This is a genomic window from Citrobacter sp. wls708, assembly GCF_005281255.1.
Lineage (GTDB): Bacteria > Pseudomonadota > Gammaproteobacteria > Enterobacterales > Enterobacteriaceae > Citrobacter > Citrobacter werkmanii.
In genome coordinates this window covers 271,506-295,212 of record NZ_SZXE01000018.1, presented here as the reverse complement: position 1 = coordinate 295,212, position 23,707 = coordinate 271,506, and the positions used below count along the sequence as shown (strand labels likewise).

Below are 23,707 nucleotides of genomic sequence, written 5' to 3'. Positions count from 1 at the left end.
GAAATTTGCCCAGTCTGGAGAATTGAAATGCGTGGGGATTTTTACAAACAGTTAACCAACGATCTCGAAACCGCACGTGCGGAAGGATTGTTTAAAGAAGAGCGCATTATTACATCTGCCCAGCAGGCGGATATCACCGTGGCAGATGGAAGCCACGTTATTAACTTTTGTGCGAACAACTATCTGGGACTGGCTAACCACCCGGAACTGATTGCCGCGGCAAAAGCGGGTATGGATTCTCACGGGTTTGGTATGGCTTCGGTACGCTTTATTTGTGGTACCCAGGACAGCCATAAGCAACTGGAGCAAAAACTGGCGGCTTTCCTTGGTATGGAAGATGCCATCCTTTACTCTTCCTGCTTTGACGCCAACGGCGGTCTGTTTGAAACGCTGTTGGGTGCAGAAGACGCGATCATCTCCGATGCCCTGAACCATGCTTCAATCATTGATGGCGTTCGTCTGTGTAAAGCGAAGCGTTTCCGTTACGCCAACAACGACATGGTCGAGCTGGAAGCGCGTCTGAAAGAGGCGCGCGAAGCGGGGGCTCGTCATATCCTGATTGCCACCGATGGCGTGTTCTCTATGGATGGCGTGATTGCGAACCTGAAAGGCGTCTGCGATCTGGCGGACAAGTACGGTGCGCTGGTCATGGTTGATGACTCCCATGCGGTCGGCTTTGTCGGCGAAAATGGTCGTGGCTCTCATGAATACTGTGACGTGATGGGCCGTGTGGACATCATTACCGGTACGCTGGGTAAAGCGCTCGGCGGCGCATCCGGTGGTTACACCGCGGCCCGTAAAGAGGTCGTTGAGTGGCTGCGTCAGCGTTCCCGCCCTTATCTGTTCTCCAACTCACTGGCTCCGGCGATTGTGGCTGCTTCCATTAAAGTGCTGGAAATGGTCGAGCAAGGTAGCGAACTACGCGATCGCCTGTGGGCGAACGCGCGCCAGTTCCGCGAGCAAATGTCTGCCGCAGGCTTTACCTTAGCCGGTGCGGACCACGCGATTATCCCGGTTATGCTGGGTGATGCGGTGGTGGCGCAGGAGTTTGCCCGTGAACTGCAAAAAGAGGGGATTTACGTTACTGGATTCTTCTATCCAGTGGTTCCAAAAGGCCAGGCGCGTATCCGTACTCAGATGTCTGCAGCGCATACCCCTGAGCAGATTACGCGTGCTGTTGAGGCGTTCACACGCATTGGTAAACAACTGGGCGTTATTGCCTGAGGATGTGAAATGAAAGCGTTATCCAAACTGAAAGCGGAAGAGGGCATTTGGATGACCGACGTTCCTGAACCGGAAGTCGGCCATAACGATTTGCTGATTAAAATCCGTAAAACAGCCATCTGCGGGACTGACGTTCACATTTATAACTGGGATGACTGGTCGCAAAAAACTATCCCGGTTCCGATGGTCGTGGGGCATGAATATGTCGGCGAAGTTGTTGGCATTGGTCAGGAAGTTAAAGGCTTTAAAATCGGCGATCGCGTTTCTGGCGAAGGTCATATCACCTGTGGGCATTGCCGTAACTGCCGCGGTGGACGTACACACCTGTGTCGCAATACGACCGGTGTCGGTGTAAACCGTCCTGGTTGTTTTGCACAATACCTGGTGATCCCGGCATTTAACGCGTTTAAAATCCCGGACAATATCTCCGATGATCTGGCGTCCATCTTCGATCCGTTCGGTAATGCGGTGCACACGGCGCTGTCGTTCGATCTGGTGGGAGAAGATGTGCTGGTATCCGGCGCGGGTCCAATCGGTATTATGGCGGCGGCGGTTGCGAAGCACGTTGGCGCACGCCACGTGGTGATCACCGACGTGAATGAGTATCGCCTTGAGCTGGCACGCAAAATGGGTATCACCCGCGCGGTCAACGTATCGAAAGAGAATCTGACCGACGTGATGGCTGAGCTGGGCATGACCGAAGGGTTTGATGTAGGCCTGGAGATGTCCGGTGCGCCGCCAGCGTTTCGCGCTATGCTGGATACCATGAACCACGGTGGCCGTATTGCTATGCTGGGTATTCCGCCATCTGATATGTCCATCGACTGGACTAAAGTTATCTTTAAGGGGCTGTTTATTAAAGGCATCTACGGTCGTGAGATGTTTGAAACCTGGTACAAAATGGCCGCTCTGATTCAGTCTGGTCTGGATTTGTCGCCAATTATCACCCATCGATTCTCCATCGATGAATTCCAGCAAGGCTTTGACGCGATGCGTTCAGGGCAGTCAGGGAAAGTGATCCTGAGCTGGGATTAACCGTATCCACGTAGTGGATTCTGCACGCCGTCCCCGGATGTTGACTATCGTTAACTCTCCGGGGATTTTTTTTGTTTGCTGCGCTCATTCGTCAGGCGCATTTTCCGCTAAAGGTTTGAGAAATTTTCTCTGAAGAATTACCGCTAAATATGTTAGAAATTGCCGTTAATTATACTGTTTGGCAGGATTTGATATGACCTATACCCCCGGCCTATTGAGCGTCATTATGCCGCTCTACAATACGGGTGAACCATTCATTGCGTGTATGGATTCGCTGATTGCGCAAACGTGGAAAAATCTGGAGATCATCATTGTTAATGATGGCTCTACGGATAACTCTGCGCAGCTCGCACAGGCGTATGCGGATCGTTATCCGCACGTTCATCTACTGCATCAGCAGAACGGGGGAGTCTCAGCGGCGCGTAATACCGGCATGGAAGTCGCCAGGGGCGAGTACATCGCTTATGTTGACGGTGATGATATTGCTTATCCGGAAATGTATGAAACGCTGATGACGATGGCGTTGAAGGACAATCTGGATGTTGCGCAATGCAACGCTGATTGGTGTATTGCCGAGACGGGTAAAACCTGGACATCTATTCCTACCGATCGAATTCGTTCTACCGGCGTGATGACCGGGCCAGATTGGTTACGCAAAGCGTTAGCCAGTCGTCGGTGGCGGCACGTTGTCTGGATGGGCGTTTACCGTCATCAGACCATCCGCGACGCAGGGCTGACCTTCCTGTCTGGCCTGCATCACCAGGATATCATCTGGACCACGGAGTTTATGTTTAATGCGAAACGCGCACGCTACACGGAAGTCCCATTGTACAAATACTTCCTGCACGGCGCATCCGTGAGCCGACTGCCGCGCACCGGGCTGAAAAACCTCGCCTATCAGCGTCACTACATCAAGATTACCCGCCTGCTCGACAAAATGAATCATGAGTACGCCGGGCGCATTCCCATTTACCCGGAATTCAAACAGCAAGTGATTTACGAAGCGCTACGCGTTTGTCATTGCATACGTAAAGAGCCGGACGAAAAAATCCGCCAGCGTATGATTGCTGAAGTATTTGTGTCGGGTATGTTCAAACGGATGCTAAGTAATATCTGCAGCGTTAAGCTGGGTTATCAGGTGCTGCTGTGGGCCATCCGCTTTAGCCAGTGGCGCGATAAATCACTGACGCCGCGCCGCCTGGCCCATTTAACGTTGGATCTTAACGACTGATTATTGCCAGCCCTGCCACTGCAGGCGCATATACTGCACCAGCGTGCTTTGGGCGATGCTTTCACCGAGTACGGTGAAGTATCGACTGGCGTAAATGGGTTCTAACGGCTGTTTCGGTTTGCACAATTTTACACCGCGGAAAGGATTACGCGGTGCGCCGTTATTCGGTTGCGTGAGGTTAGGTCTGGAGGTATCGACCTGCGGTTCATTGAGCAGGCTGCTCGGACGAACCAGCGTAATATCGGCTGGCAGATTATAAAGCATCTGCTGTAATACTCGCACCGTGGAAGGATGAGGGTGTCCAATGGCGATCGCTGAGCCGTTGCGACGCGCAAGATCGACGGCGCGAGTAAACTGACGACGAATGTCAGCTTCATTTTGCGTGTCATCCAGGAAGACTTTGCGTTTGATGACCTTCACACCGGTTCCTGACGCTGCGCGCATGGCCTGGCTGTTGCCGATGGTCATGCTGTCCAGAAAGTAGAGATCGTAACGTTCCAGCGCCTGCATCACCTTCTGCATGCCAAACAAGCTGGAAGTCATCGCACTGCCCATATGGTTGTTCAGCCCCACGGCATTCGGCACTTTGCTTACCGCGTCGCGAATAATGCGTTCAATCTCTTCGCTGCTCATTTCCGGGCGCAAAGTATCTTTCTCTAACGGTTGTTTGCTCAGTGGCGCCATCGGCAGATGGATCAACACCTCATGTCCACTGTTATGCGCTTTAATCGCCATTTCACGCGCATGTGGAGCATTGGGTAAAACGGCAACGGAGATGGTGGAAGGCATCGCCAGTACCTGATTTTCAGTTTGTGGACGATAGCCGAAATCATCAATAACGATGGCGAGTTTGCCAGCAAAAACAGGTGTTACGAAGGCCAGCACGCTGGCAAGAGAGAGTAATAGACGACGAAATTGAGGCAAAACTTATCTTCCCAACCACGGCTGTGGATTGACCGCCTGACCCTGGCGACGAATTTCGAAATAGAGTGCCGGCCTGCCCTGACCGCCGCTGCTACCCACAAGCGCAATAGGCTGCCCGGCGCGAACCTGCGTACCGACGCTGACCAACGCGCTCTGGTTATAACCGTACAGGCTCATATCGCCTTTACCGTGCTCAACCACGACGACCAGACCATAGCCCTGCAACCAGTCCGCCAGAATGACGCGACCATCGGCAATGGCTTTAACTTCGGTGCCTTCGGATGCGCCAATAACCATACCCTTCCAACGTAGCTCACCTTGCAGTTGTTCGCCATAACGATGCAGCGTTGGGCCGCGAACAGGCCAGAATGCCTGGCCGCGCGGCGATCCCAGGCCGCCGGTACGGGACATCAGTGATTTTTCACTTTCGGTCGGCTTGTAGGTCGAGCCTTTTCGTGACGCATCCTTCTGCTTATCACGTACGGCCTGCGCCTCGCGCGCTTCACGTTCCGCGCGCGCTTTGGCCGCGGCTTCAGCGCGAGCAATGCTGTTGCGTAGACGGGATTCGTTAGCGCGCATTTCGCCCAGTTGTTGCTGGCCCTGTTGAATCGATGACTCCAGACCCGACAGTGTTTTCTGACGTTCGTTACGCGCCTGCTCCAGCTTAGCCTGCTGAGCGCGTTGTTCGTACAGCAGGGTCTGCTGTTCGCTCTGCTTATCTTCCAGCTCGGCTTTTTGTGAGTCGACCTCTTCGCGGGTTTGTTTCAACTGCGCGATAGTTTCTTGCCGCGCCTGGTTCAGGTAGCCGAAATAGGCCTGCAGACGCTGTCCGCGCTGGCTTTCTTCGCCGCTAAGGATGAGCTGAAGACCGGTGTGTTCACCCTGGCGAAACGCGGCGTCTAACTGGGCTGCCAGGCTGCGCTCTTGCGCTGCCCGCTGTTTTTCCAGCTTCGCGAGCGCGGCGTTCATCTCAGCGATTTGTGCGTTCAGCTGTGCCAGTGAGTTTTGCGTTTCGCGCAGTTGCCTTGCGGCGACGGCAATGGCCTGCTCCTGAGCTTTAAGCTGAGCGAGGAGAGTGGAACGTTGTTGTTGCTGTTGGCGTACCGCGCGTTCTTTTGCCGCGATATCGGCCTGAATAGATTTGAGCTGATCGCGTTCGTCCGCGTGGGCGGAAAAGGCGCACAGCAATACGCCAGCGCTAAGCGCGCTGGCGTAGAACAAGGGCCTGACTGAAAACTTTGGCAGTTTCACGACCCGAGTGATGGTATTAATCGCCTTTCCCCTCATGGGGAGGGATTATTCCACGATGAACAGCGGCTTACCAGTCATCTCTTGCGGGATTTCCATACCCATCAGCGTCAGCATCGTTGGGGCGATATCTGAAAGTTTACCGCCTTCGACCGCTTTAACGTTTTTACCACCGACATAAATCAGCGGAACCGGCAGGTTGGTATGCGCGGTATGCGCCTGACCAGTAGACGGATCGCGCATTTGCTCTGCGTTACCGTGGTCTGCGGTGATCAGCAGCTGTCCGCCAACGGATTCAACGGCTTTCGCTACCTGCTCAACGCAATGGTCCAGCGCTTCAACCGCTTTAACCGCTGCTTCCATCACGCCGGTGTGGCCAACCATGTCGCCGTTCGGGTAGTTACAAATGATGGTGTCGTATTTACCGCTCTCAATCGCTGCAACCAGCTTCTCGGTCAGTTCAGCAGAGCTCATTTCCGGCTGCAGATCGTAGGTCGCGACTTTCGGCGAGTTGATCAGGATACGGTCTTCGCCTGTGAACGGTTCTTCTACGCCGCCGTTGAAGAAGAAGGTTACGTGCGCATATTTTTCGGTTTCGGAAATACGCAGCTGCGTTTTTTCGTTCTTCGCCATCCACTCGCCGAAGGTGTTGGCCAAAGATGCTGGTGGGTAAGCCACCGCAGTTTTGATGTCGGCCGCGTATTCCGTCAGCATCACAAAGTTGAGGTTAACGACTTTCTTACGGGCGAAGCCATCGAAGTCAGCGTTAACGAATGCGCGAGTGATTTCACGCGCACGGTCAGCACGGAAGTTCATGAAAATCAGCGTATCGCCGTCTTCCATAACAGCTTCTGCCTGACCTTCGGCACGGATCACGGTCGCTTTAACGAATTCGTCGTTCTCGTCGCGGGCATAAGCAGCCTGCAGGCCTTCAACCGCCGTAGCGAACTGGAACTCGCCCTTCGCCAGCGTCATCAGATCGTAAGCCTGTTCTACGCGATCCCAACGGTTGTCGCGGTCCATAGCGTAGTAACGACCGATGATGGAGGCTACGCGACCTTTGCCCAGCGCGGCAAATTTCTCTTCGAATTTCTGCAGTGAATGTTCAGCGCTGCGCGGCGGGGTATCACGACCATCAAGGAAAGCGTGCAGATAGATTTTTTCCGCACCGCGTTCAGCGGCCAGTTCTACCATCGCCATGATGTGATCTTCGTGGCTGTGAACGCCGCCAGCAGAAAGCAGACCCATGATGTGTACCGCTTTTCCGGCATTTTTTGCCTGGTCGACCGCGTGGGTCAGCACTGGGTTAGCGAAGAACGTACGCTCTTTGATTTCGACATCCAGACGGGTAAGGTCCTGATACACGATACGGCCCGCGCCCAGGTTGACGTGACCCACTTCGGAGTTGCCCATCTGGCGATCGGGCAGGCCGACTTCCAGACCAGACGCATCAATCAGGGTATGCGGACGTTTTGCCCACAGCGCATCCATTACCGGGGTTTTAGCAGTAAAAATGGCGTTATCCTGGCTGTCTTCGCGATAGCCGTAGCCATCCAGAATCACCAGTACCATAGGTTTTTTAGAAACCGACATTGCGACAACCTCACACTCATAGATAAAAAATAATTGCGTAATTTTACTACAGCTGAATCGATAAAGTAGCCCCCGAAGATCAAATAATGGGGGATCGCGTGCCAGGGGGAACACCGATTTACATTTTTTTTTTCCGTAGCGCCCCGCAAAAATGCAATCCAATGCACGCTCTGGCTGTATTTGCGCCAACGCGCAGGTATACTCCTTTCCTGGTTTTTTTAATCACTAGTCGGGAGTTGTTACCCCCCATGCAAGAAATTATGCAATTTGTTAGTCGCCACCCTGTCTTGAGTATCGCCTGGGTTGCGTTACTGGCGGCTGTATTATTTACCACGTTTAAGAGCCTGACCTCAAAAGTGAAGGTGATTACTCGCGGCGAAGCTACACGTCTCATCAATAAAGAAGACGCCGTTGTTGTGGATTTACGCCAGCGCGACGACTTCCGCAAAGGCCATATCGCAGGCTCCACTAACCTGCTGCCGAGCGAAATCAAAGCCAACAATTTTGGCGAGCTTGAAAAACACAAAAACAAACCTGTGATTGTGGTTGATGGTTCAGGCATGCAGTGCCAGGATTCAGCAACTGCGCTGATTAAAGCCGGTTTTGAGCAGGTATCCGTACTGAAAGACGGCGTAGCGGGCTGGAGTGGTGAGAATCTGCCACTGGTTCGCGGCAAGTAATTTACCCGTCTTCTTTCATGCCGCAGGGTAAAAAGAACACTGGAGATAAGTCATGGCCAATATTGAGATCTACACCAAAGCAACCTGCCCGTTTTGCCATCGCGCAAAAGCGCTGTTGAACAGCAAGGGTGTGAGTTTCCAGGAACTTCCGATTGACGGCGATGCCGTAAAGCGTGAAGAGATGATCAAACGCAGTGGCCGTACGACGGTTCCGCAGATTTTTATTGATGCACAGCACATTGGCGGTTGTGACGACTTGTATGCGTTGGATGCGCGTGGTGGACTGGATCCCCTGCTGCGATAAGGCGTACTGAAAGTATTTAAAGGACAACACTAAGGGTTTTCTAAACATGTCAGAACAAAATAACACTGAAATGGCTTTCCAGATCCAACGTATCTATACCAAGGATGTATCTTTCGAAGCGCCAAATGCACCGCATGTTTTCCAGAAAGATTGGCAGCCAGAGGTTAAACTTGATCTTGATACCGCATCTACCCAACTGGCAGATGACGTGTATGAAGTCGTGCTGCGTGTCACCGTAACGGCTGCTCTTGGCGAAGAAACGGCGTTCCTGTGTGAAGTTCAGCAGGGCGGTATTTTCTCCATCAGCGGTATCGAAGGGACTCAGATGGCGCATTGCCTCGGCGCATACTGCCCGAACATTCTGTTCCCGTATGCCCGCGAATGCATCACTAGCCTGGTTTCACGCGGTACGTTCCCGCAACTGAACCTTGCGCCGGTCAACTTTGATGCGCTGTTCATGAACTATTTACAGCAGCAGGCTGGCGAAGGTACTGAAGAACATCAGGATGCCTGATGAACCAAAGTAATGCTTCAATGACTGTGATTGGTGCCGGCTCGTACGGCACCGCTCTTGCCATTACCCTGGCAAGAAATGGCCATCAGGTTGTCCTGTGGGGCCATGATCCAAAACATATCGCGACCCTTGAGCACGATCGCTGCAACGTCGCGTTCCTCCCTGATGTGCCTTTTCCCGACACGCTGCGCCTGGAAAGTGACTTAGCCACTGCGCTGGCCGCCAGCCGTAATATTCTGGTGGTGGTGCCGAGCCACGTCTTTGGCGAAGTGCTGCGTAACATCAAACCGCTGATGCGTCCTGATGCGCGTCTGGTCTGGGCGACAAAAGGTCTGGAAGCGGAAACGGGACGCCTGCTGCAGGATGTGGCCCGTGAAGCGCTGGGGGATTCTATTCCGCTGGCGGTCATCTCCGGCCCGACGTTCGCCAAAGAGCTGGCGGCGGGTATGCCGACGGCGATTTCTCTGGCCTCGACGGATGATACTTTTGCTGACGATCTCCAGCAGTTGCTGCACTGCGGCAAAAGCTTTCGCGTTTACAGCAACCCGGATTTCATTGGCGTGCAGCTTGGCGGCGCGGTGAAAAACGTCATTGCGATTGGCGCGGGAATGTCCGACGGCATCGGTTTTGGCGCCAATGCGCGAACCGCATTGATCACCCGTGGTCTGACCGAAATGTCGCGTCTTGGCGCGGCGCTGGGTGCCGATCCTGCCACCTTTATGGGGATGGCGGGTTTAGGCGATCTGGTGCTGACCTGTACCGACAACCAGTCGCGCAACCGTCGATTTGGCATGATGCTCGGCCAGGGGATGGACGTGCAGGGTGCGCAGGACAAGATTGGTCAGGTGGTGGAAGGCTACCGCAATACGAAAGAAGTTCGTGAATTGGCGCACCGTTTTGGTGTTGAGATGCCAATAACCGAGGAAATTTATCAAGTATTGTATTGCGGAAAAAACGCGCGCGAGGCAGCATTAACGTTATTAGGCCGTGCACGCAAGGACGAGCTGAGCCGCCACTAGCTGTAAGGAACTGTTGAATAATAACGACCCGACCCGCGAAGAACGGGTCGGTCGTTTTGCTACCTTCTGGAGTACGCAATGCCGTGTGAAGAACTGGATATCGTCTGGAAAAACATTAAAGCGGAAGCCCGGGCACTGGCGGAATGTGAGCCTATGCTGGCCAGTTTTTACCACGCAACGCTGCTCAAGCATGAAAACCTCGGTAGCGCGCTGAGCTATATGCTGGCGAATAAGCTCGCGTCTCCAATCATGCCTGCCATTGCGATTCGCGAAGTTGTGGAAGAGGCCTACGCGGCCGATCCCGAAATGATTGCTTCGGCGGCTTGTGATATCCAGGCGGTACGCACGCGCGACCCGGCCGTCGACAAATATTCCACCCCACTTCTGTATCTGAAGGGCTTTCATGCGCTTCAGGCCTACCGCATCGGCCACTGGCTATGGCATCAGGGGCGTCAGGCGCTGGCAATCTTCCTGCAAAATCAGGTATCTGTTTCTTTCCAGGTTGATATTCATCCGGCGGCAAAAATTGGCCGTGGGATTATGCTCGATCACGCCACCGGTATTGTGGTGGGTGAAACCGCCGTGATTGAAAATGACGTCTCTATTTTGCAATCCGTTACGCTTGGCGGGACCGGTAAAGCGGGCGGCGATCGTCATCCAAAAATTCGTGAAGGGGTGATGATTGGCGCGGGCGCGAAAATTCTCGGCAACATTGAAGTCGGGCGCGGCGCGAAGATTGGCGCGGGTTCCGTCGTTTTACAACCCGTACCGCCACATACTACCGCCGCAGGCGTCCCGGCACGCATCGTTGGCAAGCCTGACAGCGATAAGCCGTCCATGGATATGGATCAGCATTTCAACGGGATACATCATACGTTCGAATACGGCGATGGCATCTGATTTCGAGCCATGCCCGGTGGCGCTGCGTTTACCGGGCATACGTGGTATTTGTAGGCCGGATAAGGCGTCAGCCGCCATCCGGCATTGAATTTTTTTACGACCGTAATACCGCGCCAGAATATCCCAGTTGGCGCCAGGCTTCATACACCACCACTGACACCGCATTTGACAGGTTCATGCTACGACTGTCCGGCATCATCGGAATACGAATTTTTTGTTCGGCCGGCAGAGCGTCGAGGATACTGGCTGGCAGACCGCGTGTTTCCGGGCCAAACATAAGATAATCCCCATCCTGATAACTTACTGCGCTGTGCGCTGGCGTACCTTTGGTGGTCAGGGCAAACAGACGCTGCGGGTTTTCTGCGGCGACGAAGGCGGCGTAATCAGGGTGGCGCAGCACGGCGGTAAATTCATGGTAATCCAGGCCTGCACGACGCAGGCGCTTGTCGTCCCAGGTAAAGCCCATTGGCTCAATAATATGCAGACGAAAGCCAGTATTGGCGCAAAGACGGATAATATTGCCGGTATTTGGCGGGATTTCTGGTTCGAATAAAACGATGTTAAGCATACTGCCCCCTTAATAACGGGGGCAGAATAGCAGAAACAGCGGGTACTATGCGACGGTCAGCGCGCGCGGTTTATAGCGTTGCAGCTTGTAAATCGTGGCCGCAGCAGCCAGCAGCGCGGGAAGGCTAAGGAACATTAAGATACTATCAGCCTGCCATTGCAGGGAAAGCAACTGGGCGCTCATCATCGTTCCGGCCACGCCGCCGAATCGACCCACGCCCTGCATCCACGCAATACCCGTCGCGCGGCAGTGGGTAGGATAGAACGTTGCGGCCAGCGTCTGCAGCCCGGACTGCGCACCGTTCATGGTAATCCCCATCAGGAAAATCAGTGCGCCGAACAGGATGATATGGTTATGCTCAAACCCGAGGGCGAGGGCAAACAGCATCGTCAGAATAAAGCCGAGTGATACCACTTTATGTGCTTCCCAGCGATCCATTAACCAACCGGCCAGCAGGATCCCGGCCGTACCGCCGAAGGTAAACAGCGAAGTTAACCAGGCCGATTCCGCCAGTGGATAGCCCATGCCCAACATCAGAGTGGGCATCCAGCTCAGCAGTACGTAATAGATAACCAGTCCCATAAAATAGGTCAGCCACAGCATCAGCGTGCCAGGCAGCCAGGGCATACTGAACAACTGCGCTACGCTGCCTTTTTTGACCGTAACCTTGTCTTCATCCAGATAAAACTGGGTGACCTTTTCCAGACTGCCTGACATAAATCGTTGGGCAATACGTTTCACCTGCGCAACGCTTTTGCCACGGTGCACCAAATACTTAACCGACTCCGGCAGGAACAGCACCAACAGCACGGTGAGAGTCAGTGGGGCGATTGCGCCAGCGAGCAGCACGCTGTGCCAGCCGTAGTTGGGGATCAGCCAGGACGAGATGACGCCACCGCCCGCAGCCCCTAATGGAAAGCCGCAATACATGGTGTTTATTGCCATCGAACGGCAGCGTTTGGGCGCAAATTCTGACACCAGGGTAATGGCATTGGGCATTGCTGCGCCGAGTCCAAGCCCGGTGAGGAAGCGCCAGAACGTTAACATATTCAGCGTCTGTGCATAGGCGGTGCCGAGACTGGCGAGGCCAAAGAACAGGCAGGAAAAGACCAGTACGCGCTTACGGCCCATCCGATCGGAAATCGGTCCGGCCAATAATGCGCCAAATGAGAGACCCAATAATGCGGCGCTTAAAACAGGCCCGAGATCCTGCTTCTGGATGCCCCAGTCAGCAGAGAGCGTGGGCGCAATATAACCCATCGCCGCCGTATCGAAGCCGTCAATGGCTAACACCAGAAAGCCCAGGACAATAATCACCCAATGAAAGCGTGAAAAAGGACTGTCGTCTATCGCCTGCTGGATATTCACTTTACCGGAATAAGCCATGTCACCCTCGCCCGTTATGATGGTTGTTATCTACCCGTCATACTTCAAGCTGCATGTGCGTTGGCTTTCCTCGCTCACCCCAGTCACGTACTTATGTACGCTCCTGAGATTCGCTGCGTTGCCGCCTTCCTGCAGCTCGAATTATTTGGGTATCTGTATAAAATGCCCTTGTATTAGCTTGTATATACATTTGGCAGGTGGATAAAAAGTTGTCAAATATATTGGTTGTAAATGTTAACTGGTCGTTATTTTTGCATAAAAAATGGTCGGGCTGAGAACAGGCCGACCATGCAGAAAACGCGATTTTACGGGAGATAGTGTTACGCAGCGCTACCCTGAGCCAGAGGTGCTAATGCAGCAGGCAGGTTCTTACCCAGCTCCTGTACCAGTGAATCGCGGCTGATTTCGCTAATTGATTTCGCACCAGTTAAGGTCATCGCCACCTTCATCTCTTTCTCGATCAGGTTCAACAGGTTTGCCACACCGGCCTGGCCGTGGGTTGCGAGTGCGTACAGATAAGCACGCCCCAGCAGCACGCTATCCGCGCCCAGCGCAATCATGCGCACAACGTCCAGACCGTTACGGATCCCGCTGTCTGCCAGAATAGTGATATCGCCTTTCACCGCATCGGCAATGGCGGGCAGCGCGCGAGCAGAAGACAGCACACCATCTAACTGGCGGCCACCATGGTTAGAAACAACAATGCCATCCGCGCCAAAACGGACGGCATCGCGGGCATCTTCCGGATCGAGGATCCCTTTGATCACCATCGGGCCATCCCAGAATTCGCGGATCCACTCAAGGTCTTTCCACGAAATTGACGGATCGAAGTTATTCGCCAGCCAGCCAATGTAATCCTCAAGGCCGGTAGGTTTGCCAAGATAGGTTGAGATATTGCCTAAGTCATGTGGGCGACCATTCAGGCCCACGTCCCATGCCCACTGCGGATGGGTAACCGCTTGCCAGTAACGACGCAGCGCGGCATTGGGACCGCTCATACCGGAATGGGCGTCACGGTAGCGTGCGCCCGGCGTAGGCATATCGACGGTAAAGACCAACGTGGAGCAGCCCGCCGCTTTGGCGCGTTCCAGCGCGTTGCGCATAAAACCACGATCGCGCAGAACATATAACTGGAACCACATCGGACGCTTGATGGTCGGAGCGACTTCTTCAATTGGACATACGGAAACCGTGGAAAGCGTAAACGGAATGCCTTTGGCGTCAGCGGCAGCGGCGGCCTGCACTTCTCCCCGACGCGCATACATTCCGCACAGGCCGACAGGCGCGAGGGCCACGGGCATGGAGAGCGTTTCGTTGAACAGCTTTGTCTCGAGGCTCAGATCGGACATATTCTTCAGCACACGCTGGCGCAGCGCCACTTCCGACAGGTCTTCGACGTTACGGCGCAGAGTGCGCTCGGCATATGCGCCGCCGTCAATGTAGTGGAACAAGAACGGGGGCAAAATACGTTGGGCGGCGGCACGATAGTCGCTGGCGGCTGAAATAATCATGTGTTGTTCTCTCTGCTATTCTCACCAGGGTCACCGGGCAGGCGGGTGATACGCGCCTGGCGGGCCTGATCTTCATCAAATTGTTTAATCGTGGTGTGGACAAAGCTGAGGTGCGCCATCATGGCCTTACGTGCGCCATCGGCATCACCGGCGACAATGGTGTCCAGCACGGCCTGATGTTGTTCTGTAAGCTGTGAAAATACGGGCGGCACAAGGTACATACGTTGGCGGCTCTGTTTAACCGAAGACTGCAATACGTCGAAGAAACCGCGCATGGTCTGTAACAGCACCACGTTATGCGAGGCTTCCGCAATGGCGAGATGAAAGCGCACGTCCGCTTGCGAAGCGAGATCCGGATCTTCGCTCTGCGTGGCCTCGAAACAGAGTCTGATCTTCTCTTTGTCGGCGCTGGTGGCCCGCATGGCTGCGTGCCAGGCGGTACTGGCTTCAATGGCGTGGCGGGCTTCCAGAATATCGAAGCTGTAATCAGGATCGTCCGCCATCAAGGATTTCAGCGGCTGAACGATGTTTTGTTCAGACCAGGCTTCATGCTGCCAGCGAACAAACGTCCCGCCGCCGCGACGGCTGATTAACACGCCTTCACTCACCAGCTTTGCTAACGCCTCGCGCAGCGAGTTGCGCGATACGCCGAGCTGTACGGCCAACTGGCGCTCAGCGGGCAATTTCATGCCCGCCTCCAGTTGTTGTTCTTCAATCAGCGCCCGCACACGAGAAGCGACTTCGTCGGACAGGCGTCTGGGCATCACAATCATGGAATCATCCAGGTTAAGACATAGGCCTGCAGGGTGGTAATCACTCCCACCATGCAGGTGAAAATCAGGCTATGTTTCACGGTAAAGCGGAACAGATCAGACTCTTTCCCCACTAATCCCACTGCCGCACAGGCGATAGCGATAGACTGTGGAGAGATCATCTTGCCGGTCACGCCGCCGGTGGTATTTGCCGCCACCATCAGCACATCCGAAACGCCGATTTGCTGAGCCGCGGTGGCCTGCAGGGCGGCAAACAGGGCGTTAGATGAGGTATCGGACCCGGTCAGGAATACCCCCAGCCAGCCGAGGAACGGCGAGAAGAAAGTAAACGCGCTGCCGGTGTGCGCCAGGGCCAACGCCAGGGTTGATGAAAGCCCCGAGTAGTTAGAGATAAATGCGAATGCCAGCACCATCCCGATGGAATAGATCGGTAGCGCCAGATCTTTCAGCGTGTTGCCAAAGGTCTGCAGCGCAGCGGACGGCTTCATCTTCAGCCAGACGATAGACAGCAGGGCGGCAAACAGAATCGCGGTACCGGTCGCGGAGAACCAGTCAAATTTGTACACTGCCGCGTAGGCTGTGGCTTCGTGTACGACTGGCGGCATGCGGGCTACCAGCTTGTCGAGGAACGGAACCGGAACATTCACTACCCAGTGGTACATTGCGCCACCCGGCGCAAACAGCGCTTTAAACGGTGGTATGCTCCACAGCGTGACGGTGGCTGTCAGGAACAGGAATGGGGACCAGGCGCGGATGATTTGCCCCGCAGTGTAGCGGGTGCGCGACAGGTCCATATCGACCTGCGAAGCGCCCATGTCGCCGAAGCGGAAGATACGTACCGGCTGCCAGCGTTTCAGGAACAGCGTCAGACATACCAGTGAGACCAGCGAAGAGATAATGTCCGGCAGTTCCGGCCCAATAAAGTTCGAGCTGAGGTATTGGGCGATAGCAAACGAGCCGCCAGCGACCATTACCGCAGGCCAGGTTTCTTTCACGCCGCGCCAGCCATCCATAATCGCCATAATCCAGAACAGCACGATAATCGTCAGGAACGGCAACTGACGACCGACCATCTGGCCAATCTCAAAGCTGTCCAGTCCGGTAACCTGGCCGGCAACCAGAATCGGAATGCCCATTGCGCCAAAGGCGACCGGCGCGGTATTCACGATCAGGCACAACCCCGCCGCATACAGCGGGTTAAAGCCAAGCCCCACCAGCAGCGCGGCGGTAATGGCGACCGGCGCGCCAAAGCCAGCTGCACCTTCAAGGAATGCCCCAAAGGAGAAACCAACGATCAGCATTTGCAGACGCTGGTCTGGGGTAATGGAGAGTATTGATGAACGGATGATGTCGAACTGCCCGGTTTTTACCGAGATTTTATAGACGAATACCGCTGCGATGATTATCCAGGCAATCGGCCACAGACCATAAAAGAAGCCGTACACCACCGAGGCCAGAGCGTGATCGACCGGCATTTTGTAGAACAGTAGGGCGACAGCCAGAGCAATCACCACCGTCCATGACGCCGCAACATAGCCTTTCAGCTTAAGCTTAATCAGGGCGAAGAAAAAGAACAGGATTGGGAGCGATGCGATCAGACTGGAAAGCCAGATGTTACCGGCTGGATCGTAGTTCTGTTGCCAGAGATTCATTGCAGGTCTCCTGGGGGCCTCAGACATAATGAAATGAGTCTTTGCTCATCTCTTCGTCACATTATGTGTAAAAGTGGCCCTGCCAATATTGTTGTGTAGGGGTAATGACAATGAATGGTTAATCAGATGTTATTTATTGGCAACGGCATTGTACGCGAATTTTAATGAAATGTGAGGTGATGGTAGGATCTGGTTATAATTGGTAGGGCCAATTGGTGGTGCGGGAAAGACCGGGCAAACGGATGTTGCCCGGCAAGAGATCAGAACTCGGTTTTTGCGAAGCCTGTCATCTCTTTCAGGCCCATTTCACGGCCAAGTTCGGTCATCGGGTGGACGACAATCAGACCACGCACGCTTTTCTTCAGCTTGCCCATGTCGGCCTGTTCTTTTTTGGTAATGGCGCGGCGAAAGGGAAGTTTCGTTAGCTTGTGCGCTTCTTTGCTCAGCTTCTGGCCGTGTACTTCACGCAGGCGCGCGATCTCGGCTTCCAGGGTTTCTTTCTCTTTTTCCAGCTCGGCATATTTGTCTGCGGCTTCAACCAGCGACAGGTCAGCCTGCTGGTGGCGGATAGCGTCCAGGCGATCGCTCAGGCGTTTAATTTCGTTTTTTTCGACTTCTTTCATAGGATAGCTTCTGATAAAAAATAGAATGTATATCCTATAGTATGCGCGCAGAGCGGGATTCTTCACAACAAATCGAAGATAAATAATCAAATGCCGCAAGTATTAATCAGCTAATGATAATATTACGTTTTTGATTGATAAGGAATTTTAAGCAATAAGATCGGCGATGGCGCTTTCTGTTGGCGGGTTGATAGCGAAGCACGTTTTCCTCAATATAATCGCCCAACCGATCCTAAACTTAAATGATCAACCGCGCAGGCTAAGCGTGGTTAATACATGGAGGAGGGAAGATTATGGCGAAAATAGGTGAGAATGTTTCGGTCCTTATTGATAAGACTGTTGATTTCATGGCCTCAAGCCAGGCTTTTCGCGAGTATCTGAATAAAACACCGCCGCGCAACGTTGTCCCTTCTGAAATACCGCAGGAGAATGCGCAGCTGTATCTGCAACGTCTGGCGTACTATCGACAGCTTTATCGACCGCAGCAGGAAGAGAAATAAGCCTGCATGGCCTTATTTTTGAAAGGCTTTTTTTAAGCTGATTTTAGAAATCAGCTCGGTCAGGGAAAGTACCATCGTGGAGCGTACCATTTGCTGGTAGCGCTGGATTTGCATGGCGTGCAAACCTGAGTCTGAGGTATCAAACTGTGGCGGCGGCGGGAGTGCCGTCACGCAGTGAAGCTCGCCAAACGGCCCAAGAATCTCGTCGTCGGTAAACGCATACTCATTGCCGTCGTGATTCAGCTCTTCCCGCAGCGCCATCAGAAGCTCCGCATCTTCATACTCCGGGCGGCTGAGTACGCCCAGACCGTAGATTAGCTTCAAACGAACCGAAAGATCGCCTAATGGACCGTCGCCGTCGAGCAACGGTTCTACGGCATATTTCACCGCATAGTCATCTTTGCGAAATACCTGAAGCACAAGGATATTCACCGCCTCGGTGAGCAGTTCTACGGCGGTGATGAGGAAGCTGCGTACGGTTTTGCCAGCATTCAGACGCTCAAGCACACGATTTTCAAAGGCCTGCGTTTGTTCCATTATTGCCTGCATATCTGACAATCTGTCATTCGGGCGCAGGCTGACCTGCGCCACATTCTCTATCATTTGGTCGCGTTATATGCGTTAACCGCCTCCACCACCACATCACTGTTGGCATCCAGACCGGATACCTGCGCCAGCGCGGCCTGTGGACCTTTTTCGTCAATCAGCGCGGCCAGTTCCTGTGCCTGCGGATCTTCTTCACTGCGGTAATGCATTGCAGCAGCAATACCGGTAACCAGATTAACGTGCGGTAGACCATACTCCAGCGTGCCCAGCAGCGGTTTAATCAGACGGTCGCCTGCACTCAGTTTACGCAGCGGCTGACGTCCAACGCGCTCAACATCATCTTTCAGATACGGGTTTTCAAAACGACCGAGGATCTTCTGGATATAAGCCGCGTGTTTATCGGCATCAAAACCGTAGCGTTTGATCAGTACCGCGCCGCTCTCTTCCATTGCACCTTTTACCACTGCGCGGATTTTCTCGTCGAGAATCGCGTCACGGATGGTCTGATGACCGGTCAATTTGCCGAGGTACGCGGTTATAGCATGCCCGGTGTTCAGCGTGAAGAGTTTACGTTCGACAAATGCCATCAGGTTATCAGTTAATTCCATTCCCGGGATGTTTGGCAGCTCGCCTTTGAACTGCGTTTGGTCGACAATCCACTCGCTGAATGTTTCGACGGTAACTTCCAGCGGATCGTTGGTCGCAGAAGCAGATGGTGGCACGATGCGATCCACGGCGGAATCGACAAAGCCAACATGTTCTTCAACCCAGGCTTTGTCTTCATCTGCCAGCGCGTTCATGACGTGGCCTTTCAGCTGCGTGGTTCCGCGCACCATGTTTTCACAGGCGATGATATTCAGCGGGGTAGAGATGCCCTGCGCTTTGCGTTTTACCAGCCCTTTAGCGATGGCCGGAGCGATACGCTCAAGCACAACCGGACCTACGGCAGTAGTGATTAAATCAACGTGGGCAATCAGATCGACGACATCATCGCCGATGCTGCTGACGGCGTTGACGCCGGAAACGGTATCAACCTGCTCGTTTTCACCCACAACATGAACCTGATAGCTATGACGGGCATTCAGGGCATCGAGCACGACCTGGTTTACATCTGCAAACGTCAGCTGTATCCCCGCGTCCGCCAGCAGTTTGCCGATAAAGCCACGACCGATATTACCTGCGCCAAAATGTAATGCTTTCATAGTATTAACCTTCATTAATGTTTTTACCCAAGAGGGCTGGGGTGAGGGACCGCATAGCTTTCCCCTCAACCTAACCCTCTCCACAAGGGAGAGGATATCGCCTTCATATTTCGAACTGCAGATGCGTTGGCTCTCCTCGCTCACCCCAGTCACGTACTTATGTACGTGACTGGGGATTCACTGCGTTGCCGCCTTCCTGCAGCTCGAACTATTTTGGAGATACTTAACTGTTAAGCTTTTTTACCTGCCAGCAGTTCCAGAACTTCATCCACGCTGGTGGTATGGGCCAGACGTTCGATCACGGATTCATCATCCAGCGCGTTGGTCAGGCTGGTGATGACCTGGATGTGCTCATTGTTACGTGCGGCGATACCAATGACCAGACGGGCAATATCGTCTTCTTCTTCACCAAAGCGTACGCCTTCCGGGTACTGGCAGAACACCACGCCGGTTTTCAGCACGCGGTCTTTGGCTTCTACCGTACCGTGCGGTACTGCGATGGATTCACCGAGGTAAGTCGGCGTCAGCTTTTCGCGGTCCAGCATGGCATCGACGTATTCCGGCTCAACATAGCCGCCTTTCACCAGTTGTTCACCGGCAAAGCGAATCGCTTCTTCTTTGTTAGAGGCTTTCCGGCCAAGGAAGATATTTTCCGCACCCAGTTTGAACAGATGGGTATCACCCTCATCAAAGCTGTCTTTCAGGTGATCGCGGACTTTCTCTTCGTTCACGTTGTGGCGCTGTGCAGCGACCAGACGTTCGGTCAGGCTGGTATACAGACCGCTGTCGAGGAAGTTAGTCAGCGAGATGTGCTGTGCCTGAGGCACCTGACGCATCGCACGTTCAGTCAGGTCGCGGTGGGTAATGACCAGATCCACATCCGGCGGCAGATTGTTAATCGCGCTGTTGGTGACGGAAATCTGAGACAGACCGGCATCCTGCACTTTCTTACGCAGTACGCCTGCGCCCATGGCGCTGGAACCCATACCGGCATCGCAAGCCACGATGATTTTACGTACATGGCTCAGGTCGTTGGTCACGTCGCCAGCCGCCAGCGGAGATGCGCCTTTAGATTCCGCTTTCATGTCCTGCATACGACGGGTCGCCGCATCAATATCGTCTTCTTCTTTCACTTTGCTGGTTTTCAGCAGGATAGCTGAGACCACAAAGGAGACCGCCATGGCGGCACAGATAGCAGCGATGTTTGCGAAGTAAGCGCCTTTTGGCGTCATCGCCAGCACGGCCAGAATCGAGCCAGGAGAAGCCGGAGAAACCAGACCGCCATTCAGGATGGTCAGGGTGAATACGCCAGTCATACCGCCAAGGATAACGGCCAGAATCAGACGTGGGTTCATCAGCACGTACGGGAAGTAAATTTCGTGGATACCGCCCAGAAAGTGGATGATAGCCGCGCCGCCCGCAGACTGCTTAGCGCTGCCGCGACCAAAGAACATGTACGCCAGCAGGACGCCCATACCCGGACCTGGGTTAGCTTCAATCAGGAAGAAGATGGATTTGCCCATCTCATGGGACTGCTGAATACCCAGCGGTGAGAAAATACCGTGGTTGATGGCGTTGTTGAGGAACAGGATTTTTGCCGGTTCAACGAAGATAGACGCCAGCGGCAGCATGTCATGGACAACCATGAAGTTAACGCCTGCCGCCAGAATTTTGGACAGACCTTCAACCAATGGACCAATGCCGAGGAAAGCCAGGATGGCGAGGATCATACCGATGATGCCTGCGGAGAAGTTATTCACCAGCATCTCAAAACCGGATTTGATCTTACCGTCTACCCAGTTATCGAATTTTTTGATGCAGTAGCCGCCCAGCGGGCCTGCGATCATGGAGCCAAGGAACATCGGCATATCCGCGCCGACGATAACGCCCATGGTGGTGATAGCACCAACCACGCCGCCACGCTCGCCGCCCACCAGCTTACCACCGGTATAACCGATCAGCAGCGGCAGCAGATAGGTGATCATCGGACCGACCAGCTTCGCCAGCGTTTCGTTCGGCAACCACCCTGTCGGAATGAATAATGCGGTGATAATACCCCACGCGATAAACGCGCCGATATTTGGCATCACCATATTGCTGAGGAATCGACCAAAGCTTTGCACCTTGATCTTAATATCGGATGACATAAAAACACCCCTTCTTATGTTTGCTATCGCGCAGGCTGAAAGCCCGAGGTTTGTTAATGTAGCGGCAGGAGGTAGCCGGACCCTGTAGATACTGCGAAATCTGGCACTGAATCGTTCAACTGTCCAGTCGACGGCCTTTAATGTGATGTTTGTCACGTAAATATAGGGTGTGTGGTGTCAGTCAATGTGATTTTCATCACAAAATAACGGTACAAAAAAACATCACAGTGCAAGTAATCGCTAAAAATGGCGGTTAAATGTGATCTTATTCACGTTTTTGTATTTGCTGTTTGTTGAATTTTTGTGATGTGATTCACAAAGTATTTTTGTCTCGGTTTAACCAAATGTGATCTGCTACGGGTTCTGGAGCTCATATTTTTCTTGCCAGATAAAGCAACTTAAAACCAGAAAAAATATTTTTTTTGTGGTATGGCGAAAACTGCAAACTGCGGTTATGTTCAAAGCATCAGCCAGGATGCGTACGGCTGCCGGCATAAAAAAACTCTAATTAGCGTGAATTCGAGGCAGGTATGTTTCTAAATTATTTCGCGTTAGGCGTGCTGATCTTCGTTTTTCTGGTTCTGTTTTACGGAATCATCGCCATCCATGACATTCCCTATAACATCGCTAAAAAGCGCAACCATCCGCATGCCGACGCTATCCATACGGCAGGGTGGGTAAGTCTTTTTACGTTGCATGTTATTTGGCCGTTCCTGTGGATTTGGGCCACGCTCTACCAGCCCGAAAAGGGGTGGGGGATGCAGTCGCACATCACGCCGACCGGAAAGGAACCTGACCCTGAAATCGCCGTGCTGGCCGCGCGCATAGCCCAGTTGGAAAAAAAACTGGATGGGGATAAAAAAATCGATAACTCCACCTTTCCGGAGATTTAATCATGGATTTGTTAATTGTCCTGACTTATGTGGCATTCGCCTGGGCCATCTTTAAAATATTCCGTATTCCGGTAAACCAGTGGACGCTTGCCACCGCAGCATTAGGTGGGGTGTTTATTGTGGCGGGACTCATCTTATTAATGAACTATAACCATCCGTATACCTTTACGGCGCAAAAAGCGGTTATTTCAATTCCCGTCACTCCACAGGTCACAGGAATTGTTAGTGAGGTAACAGATAAAAATAATCAGCTGATTAAAAAAGGCGAAGTGTTATTTAAACTCGATCCTGTGCGTTATCAGGCGCGAGTTGACCGGCTGCAGGCCGACCTGGTCACCGCGACCCACAACATCGACAATTTGAAAGCGCAACTGTCGGAAGCGGTCGCTAATACCACTCGCGTGTCTGCTGAACGTGACCGCCTGTATAAAGATTATCAGCGCTATTTGAAGGGTAGCCAGGCGAAGGTTAACCCGTTTTCCGAAAGTGATATCGACAATGCCCGCCAGAACTATCTGGCTCAGGATGCGCTGGTAAAAGGCTCAGTAGCGGAACAGACCCAGATTCAGAGCCAGTTAGACAGTATGGTCAACGGTGAGCAATCCCAGGTCGCCTCCCTGCGCGCCCAGCTTGCCGAAGCCAAATATAATCTTGAACAGACCGTTGTGCGTGCGCCCAGCAACGGTTACGTGACGCAGGTGCTTATTCGCCCGGGGACTTACGCCGCCGCGTTGCCTCTGCGACCCGTGATGGTATTTATTCCTGAACAAAAACGGCAAATCGTGGCGCAATTCCGCCAGAATTCACTGCTGCGTCTTGAACCGGGCGATGAAGCCGAAGTGGTATTCAACGCGCTGCCAGGCCAGGTGTTTAGCGGCAAGCTGACCAGTATCCTTCCCGTTGTGCCTGGAGGTTCTTATCAGGCGCAGGGGGCATTACAGTCCTTAACAGTAGTACCGGGTACCGATGGCGTAATGGCAACCATTGAACTGGATCCGAATGCCGAGGTAGATGCGCTGCCGGACGGTATCTATGCCCAGGTGGCGGTCTATTCCGACCATTTCGCCCATGTGTCGGTGATGCGTAAAGTGCTGCTGCGCATGACCAGCTGGATGCATTACCTTTATTTGGATCATTGAGACCGTCATCACCTGCCATTTGCGCTGACCTGAGCCATACTAAGCTGTGCCCCCCAATCGTTGGGCATAGCTTTTTGTTGGCAAAAAGGACCCGG

23 protein-coding genes are annotated in these 23,707 nt (G+C 53.4%); 11 read left to right on the top strand and 12 right to left on the bottom strand.

The window, feature by feature from the left end:
• The first annotated feature begins 27 nt into the window (after positions 1-27).
• The 3 genes from kbl (at position 28) to FDW97_RS14650 (ending at position 3,490) form a co-directional block, all read left to right on the top strand.
• A complete protein-coding gene (gene kbl, locus FDW97_RS14660; protein WP_085049101.1) occupies positions 28-1,224 on the top strand; it encodes a glycine C-acetyltransferase in 1,197 nt (398 codons plus the stop codon).
• Between the two features lie 9 nt (positions 1,225-1,233).
• Positions 1,234-2,259 (top strand): L-threonine 3-dehydrogenase, encoded by a 1,026-nt coding sequence (gene tdh, locus FDW97_RS14655; RefSeq protein WP_069323715.1) that lies wholly within the window; start codon positions 1,234-1,236, stop codon positions 2,257-2,259.
• A gap of 193 nt (positions 2,260-2,452) precedes the next feature.
• The gene (locus FDW97_RS14650) at positions 2,453-3,490 is read left to right on the top strand and encodes a glycosyltransferase (protein WP_137351236.1); all 1,038 of its coding nucleotides are present in this window, start codon (positions 2,453-2,455) and stop codon (positions 3,488-3,490) included.
• Here FDW97_RS14650 and FDW97_RS14645 read toward each other — a convergent pair whose 3' ends face one another.
• The 3 genes from FDW97_RS14645 to gpmM are packed head-to-tail and all read right to left on the bottom strand — an operon-like array spanning position 3,491 to position 7,255.
• Positions 3,491-4,414: a divergent polysaccharide deacetylase family protein gene (locus FDW97_RS14645; protein WP_069323716.1), complete on the bottom strand. Its 924-nt coding sequence runs from the start codon at positions 4,412-4,414 to the stop codon at positions 3,491-3,493.
• Positions 4,415-4,417: 3 nt separating this feature from the next.
• Positions 4,418-5,677, bottom strand: coding sequence for a murein hydrolase activator EnvC (gene envC / locus FDW97_RS14640; RefSeq protein ID WP_249359797.1), 1,260 nt, complete (start codon positions 5,675-5,677; stop codon positions 4,418-4,420).
• Between the two features lie 33 nt (positions 5,678-5,710).
• Entirely contained in the window at positions 5,711-7,255 is a 1,545-nt protein-coding gene (gpmM, locus tag FDW97_RS14635) for a 2,3-bisphosphoglycerate-independent phosphoglycerate mutase (protein ID WP_137351234.1), read from the bottom strand.
• A 248-nt stretch (positions 7,256-7,503) separates the two neighbouring features.
• On the opposite strand from gpmM, the gene FDW97_RS14630 reads away from it, so the two are divergent.
• From FDW97_RS14630 to cysE, 5 genes are all read left to right on the top strand, one after another.
• On the top strand, positions 7,504-7,935 hold the full coding sequence (locus FDW97_RS14630) for a rhodanese-like domain-containing protein (RefSeq protein ID WP_137351233.1): 432 nt from the start codon (positions 7,504-7,506) through the stop codon (positions 7,933-7,935).
• Between the two features lie 52 nt (positions 7,936-7,987).
• Positions 7,988-8,239, top strand: coding sequence for a glutaredoxin 3 (gene grxC, locus FDW97_RS14625; RefSeq protein ID WP_003024152.1), 252 nt, complete (start codon positions 7,988-7,990; stop codon positions 8,237-8,239).
• 46 nt (positions 8,240-8,285) lie between these two features.
• On the top strand, positions 8,286-8,753 hold the full coding sequence (secB, locus tag FDW97_RS14620; RefSeq protein WP_038635313.1) for a protein-export chaperone SecB: 468 nt from the start codon (positions 8,286-8,288) through the stop codon (positions 8,751-8,753).
• Complete coding sequence (gpsA, locus tag FDW97_RS14615; RefSeq protein ID WP_008786462.1) at positions 8,753-9,772, top strand: NAD(P)H-dependent glycerol-3-phosphate dehydrogenase; 1,020 nt, start codon at positions 8,753-8,755, stop codon at positions 9,770-9,772. Before secB ends, gpsA begins: the two co-directional genes overlap by 1 nt.
• A 78-nt stretch (positions 9,773-9,850) precedes the next feature.
• The gene (cysE, locus tag FDW97_RS14610; protein ID WP_016154965.1) at positions 9,851-10,672 is read left to right on the top strand and encodes a serine O-acetyltransferase; all 822 of its coding nucleotides are present in this window, start codon (positions 9,851-9,853) and stop codon (positions 10,670-10,672) included.
• Between the two features lie 94 nt (positions 10,673-10,766).
• Here cysE and trmL read toward each other — a convergent pair whose 3' ends face one another.
• The 6 genes from trmL to FDW97_RS14575 all read right to left on the bottom strand — a co-directional run bounded on the left by trmL (position 10,767) and on the right by FDW97_RS14575 (position 17,185).
• Complete coding sequence (gene trmL / locus FDW97_RS14605) at positions 10,767-11,240, bottom strand: tRNA (uridine(34)/cytosine(34)/5-carboxymethylaminomethyluridine(34)-2'-O)-methyltransferase TrmL (protein WP_085049096.1); 474 nt, start codon at positions 11,238-11,240, stop codon at positions 10,767-10,769.
• Positions 11,241-11,285: 45 nt separating this feature from the next.
• Entirely contained in the window at positions 11,286-12,626 is a 1,341-nt protein-coding gene (locus FDW97_RS14600; RefSeq protein ID WP_137351232.1) for an aromatic acid/H+ symport family MFS transporter, read from the bottom strand.
• Positions 12,627-12,946: 320 nt separating this feature from the next.
• The gene (gene lldD / locus FDW97_RS14590; RefSeq protein ID WP_038635300.1) at positions 12,947-14,137 is read right to left on the bottom strand and encodes an FMN-dependent L-lactate dehydrogenase LldD; all 1,191 of its coding nucleotides are present in this window, start codon (positions 14,135-14,137) and stop codon (positions 12,947-12,949) included.
• Positions 14,134-14,910: a transcriptional regulator LldR gene (gene lldR, locus FDW97_RS14585; RefSeq protein ID WP_137351231.1), complete on the bottom strand. Its 777-nt coding sequence runs from the start codon at positions 14,908-14,910 to the stop codon at positions 14,134-14,136. The genes lldD and lldR overlap by 4 nt, the downstream gene beginning before the upstream one ends.
• A complete protein-coding gene (lldP, locus tag FDW97_RS14580; protein WP_038635296.1) occupies positions 14,907-16,562 on the bottom strand; it encodes an L-lactate permease in 1,656 nt (551 codons plus the stop codon). The genes lldR and lldP overlap by 4 nt, the downstream gene beginning before the upstream one ends.
• 260 nt (positions 16,563-16,822) lie before the next feature.
• A complete protein-coding gene (locus FDW97_RS14575; protein WP_038635293.1) occupies positions 16,823-17,185 on the bottom strand; it encodes a YibL family ribosome-associated protein in 363 nt (120 codons plus the stop codon).
• Positions 17,186-17,478: 293 nt separating this feature from the next.
• On the opposite strand from FDW97_RS14575, the gene FDW97_RS14570 reads away from it, so the two are divergent.
• Positions 17,479-17,685 carry a hypothetical protein gene (locus tag FDW97_RS14570; RefSeq protein WP_003827334.1) on the top strand — a complete coding sequence of 69 codons (207 nt, stop codon included), beginning with the start codon at positions 17,479-17,481 and terminating at the stop codon, positions 17,683-17,685.
• Positions 17,686-17,697: 12 nt separating this feature from the next.
• On the opposite strand, the gene mtlR is transcribed toward FDW97_RS14570, so the two are convergent.
• The 3 genes from mtlR to mtlA form a co-directional block, all read right to left on the bottom strand.
• The gene (gene mtlR, locus FDW97_RS14565; RefSeq protein ID WP_005120486.1) at positions 17,698-18,288 is read right to left on the bottom strand and encodes a mannitol operon repressor MtlR; all 591 of its coding nucleotides are present in this window, start codon (positions 18,286-18,288) and stop codon (positions 17,698-17,700) included.
• Positions 18,285-19,433 carry a mannitol-1-phosphate 5-dehydrogenase gene (mtlD, locus tag FDW97_RS14560; protein ID WP_137351230.1) on the bottom strand — a complete coding sequence of 383 codons (1,149 nt, stop codon included), beginning with the start codon at positions 19,431-19,433 and terminating at the stop codon, positions 18,285-18,287. Before mtlD ends, mtlR begins: the two co-directional genes overlap by 4 nt.
• Before the next feature lie 230 nt (positions 19,434-19,663).
• A complete protein-coding gene (mtlA, locus tag FDW97_RS14555) occupies positions 19,664-21,580 on the bottom strand; it encodes a PTS mannitol transporter subunit IICBA (protein ID WP_038635284.1) in 1,917 nt (638 codons plus the stop codon).
• A 530-nt stretch (positions 21,581-22,110) separates the two neighbouring features.
• Between mtlA and FDW97_RS14545 the strand changes: the two genes are divergently transcribed.
• Together FDW97_RS14545 and FDW97_RS14540 are read left to right on the top strand one after the other, a co-directional pair.
• On the top strand, positions 22,111-22,473 hold the full coding sequence (locus FDW97_RS14545) for a DUF3302 domain-containing protein (RefSeq protein ID WP_069323722.1): 363 nt from the start codon (positions 22,111-22,113) through the stop codon (positions 22,471-22,473).
• Between the two features lie 2 nt (positions 22,474-22,475).
• Positions 22,476-23,612, top strand: coding sequence for an HlyD family secretion protein (locus FDW97_RS14540; protein ID WP_038635278.1), 1,137 nt, complete (start codon positions 22,476-22,478; stop codon positions 23,610-23,612).
• Positions 23,613-23,707 lie beyond the last annotated feature (95 nt).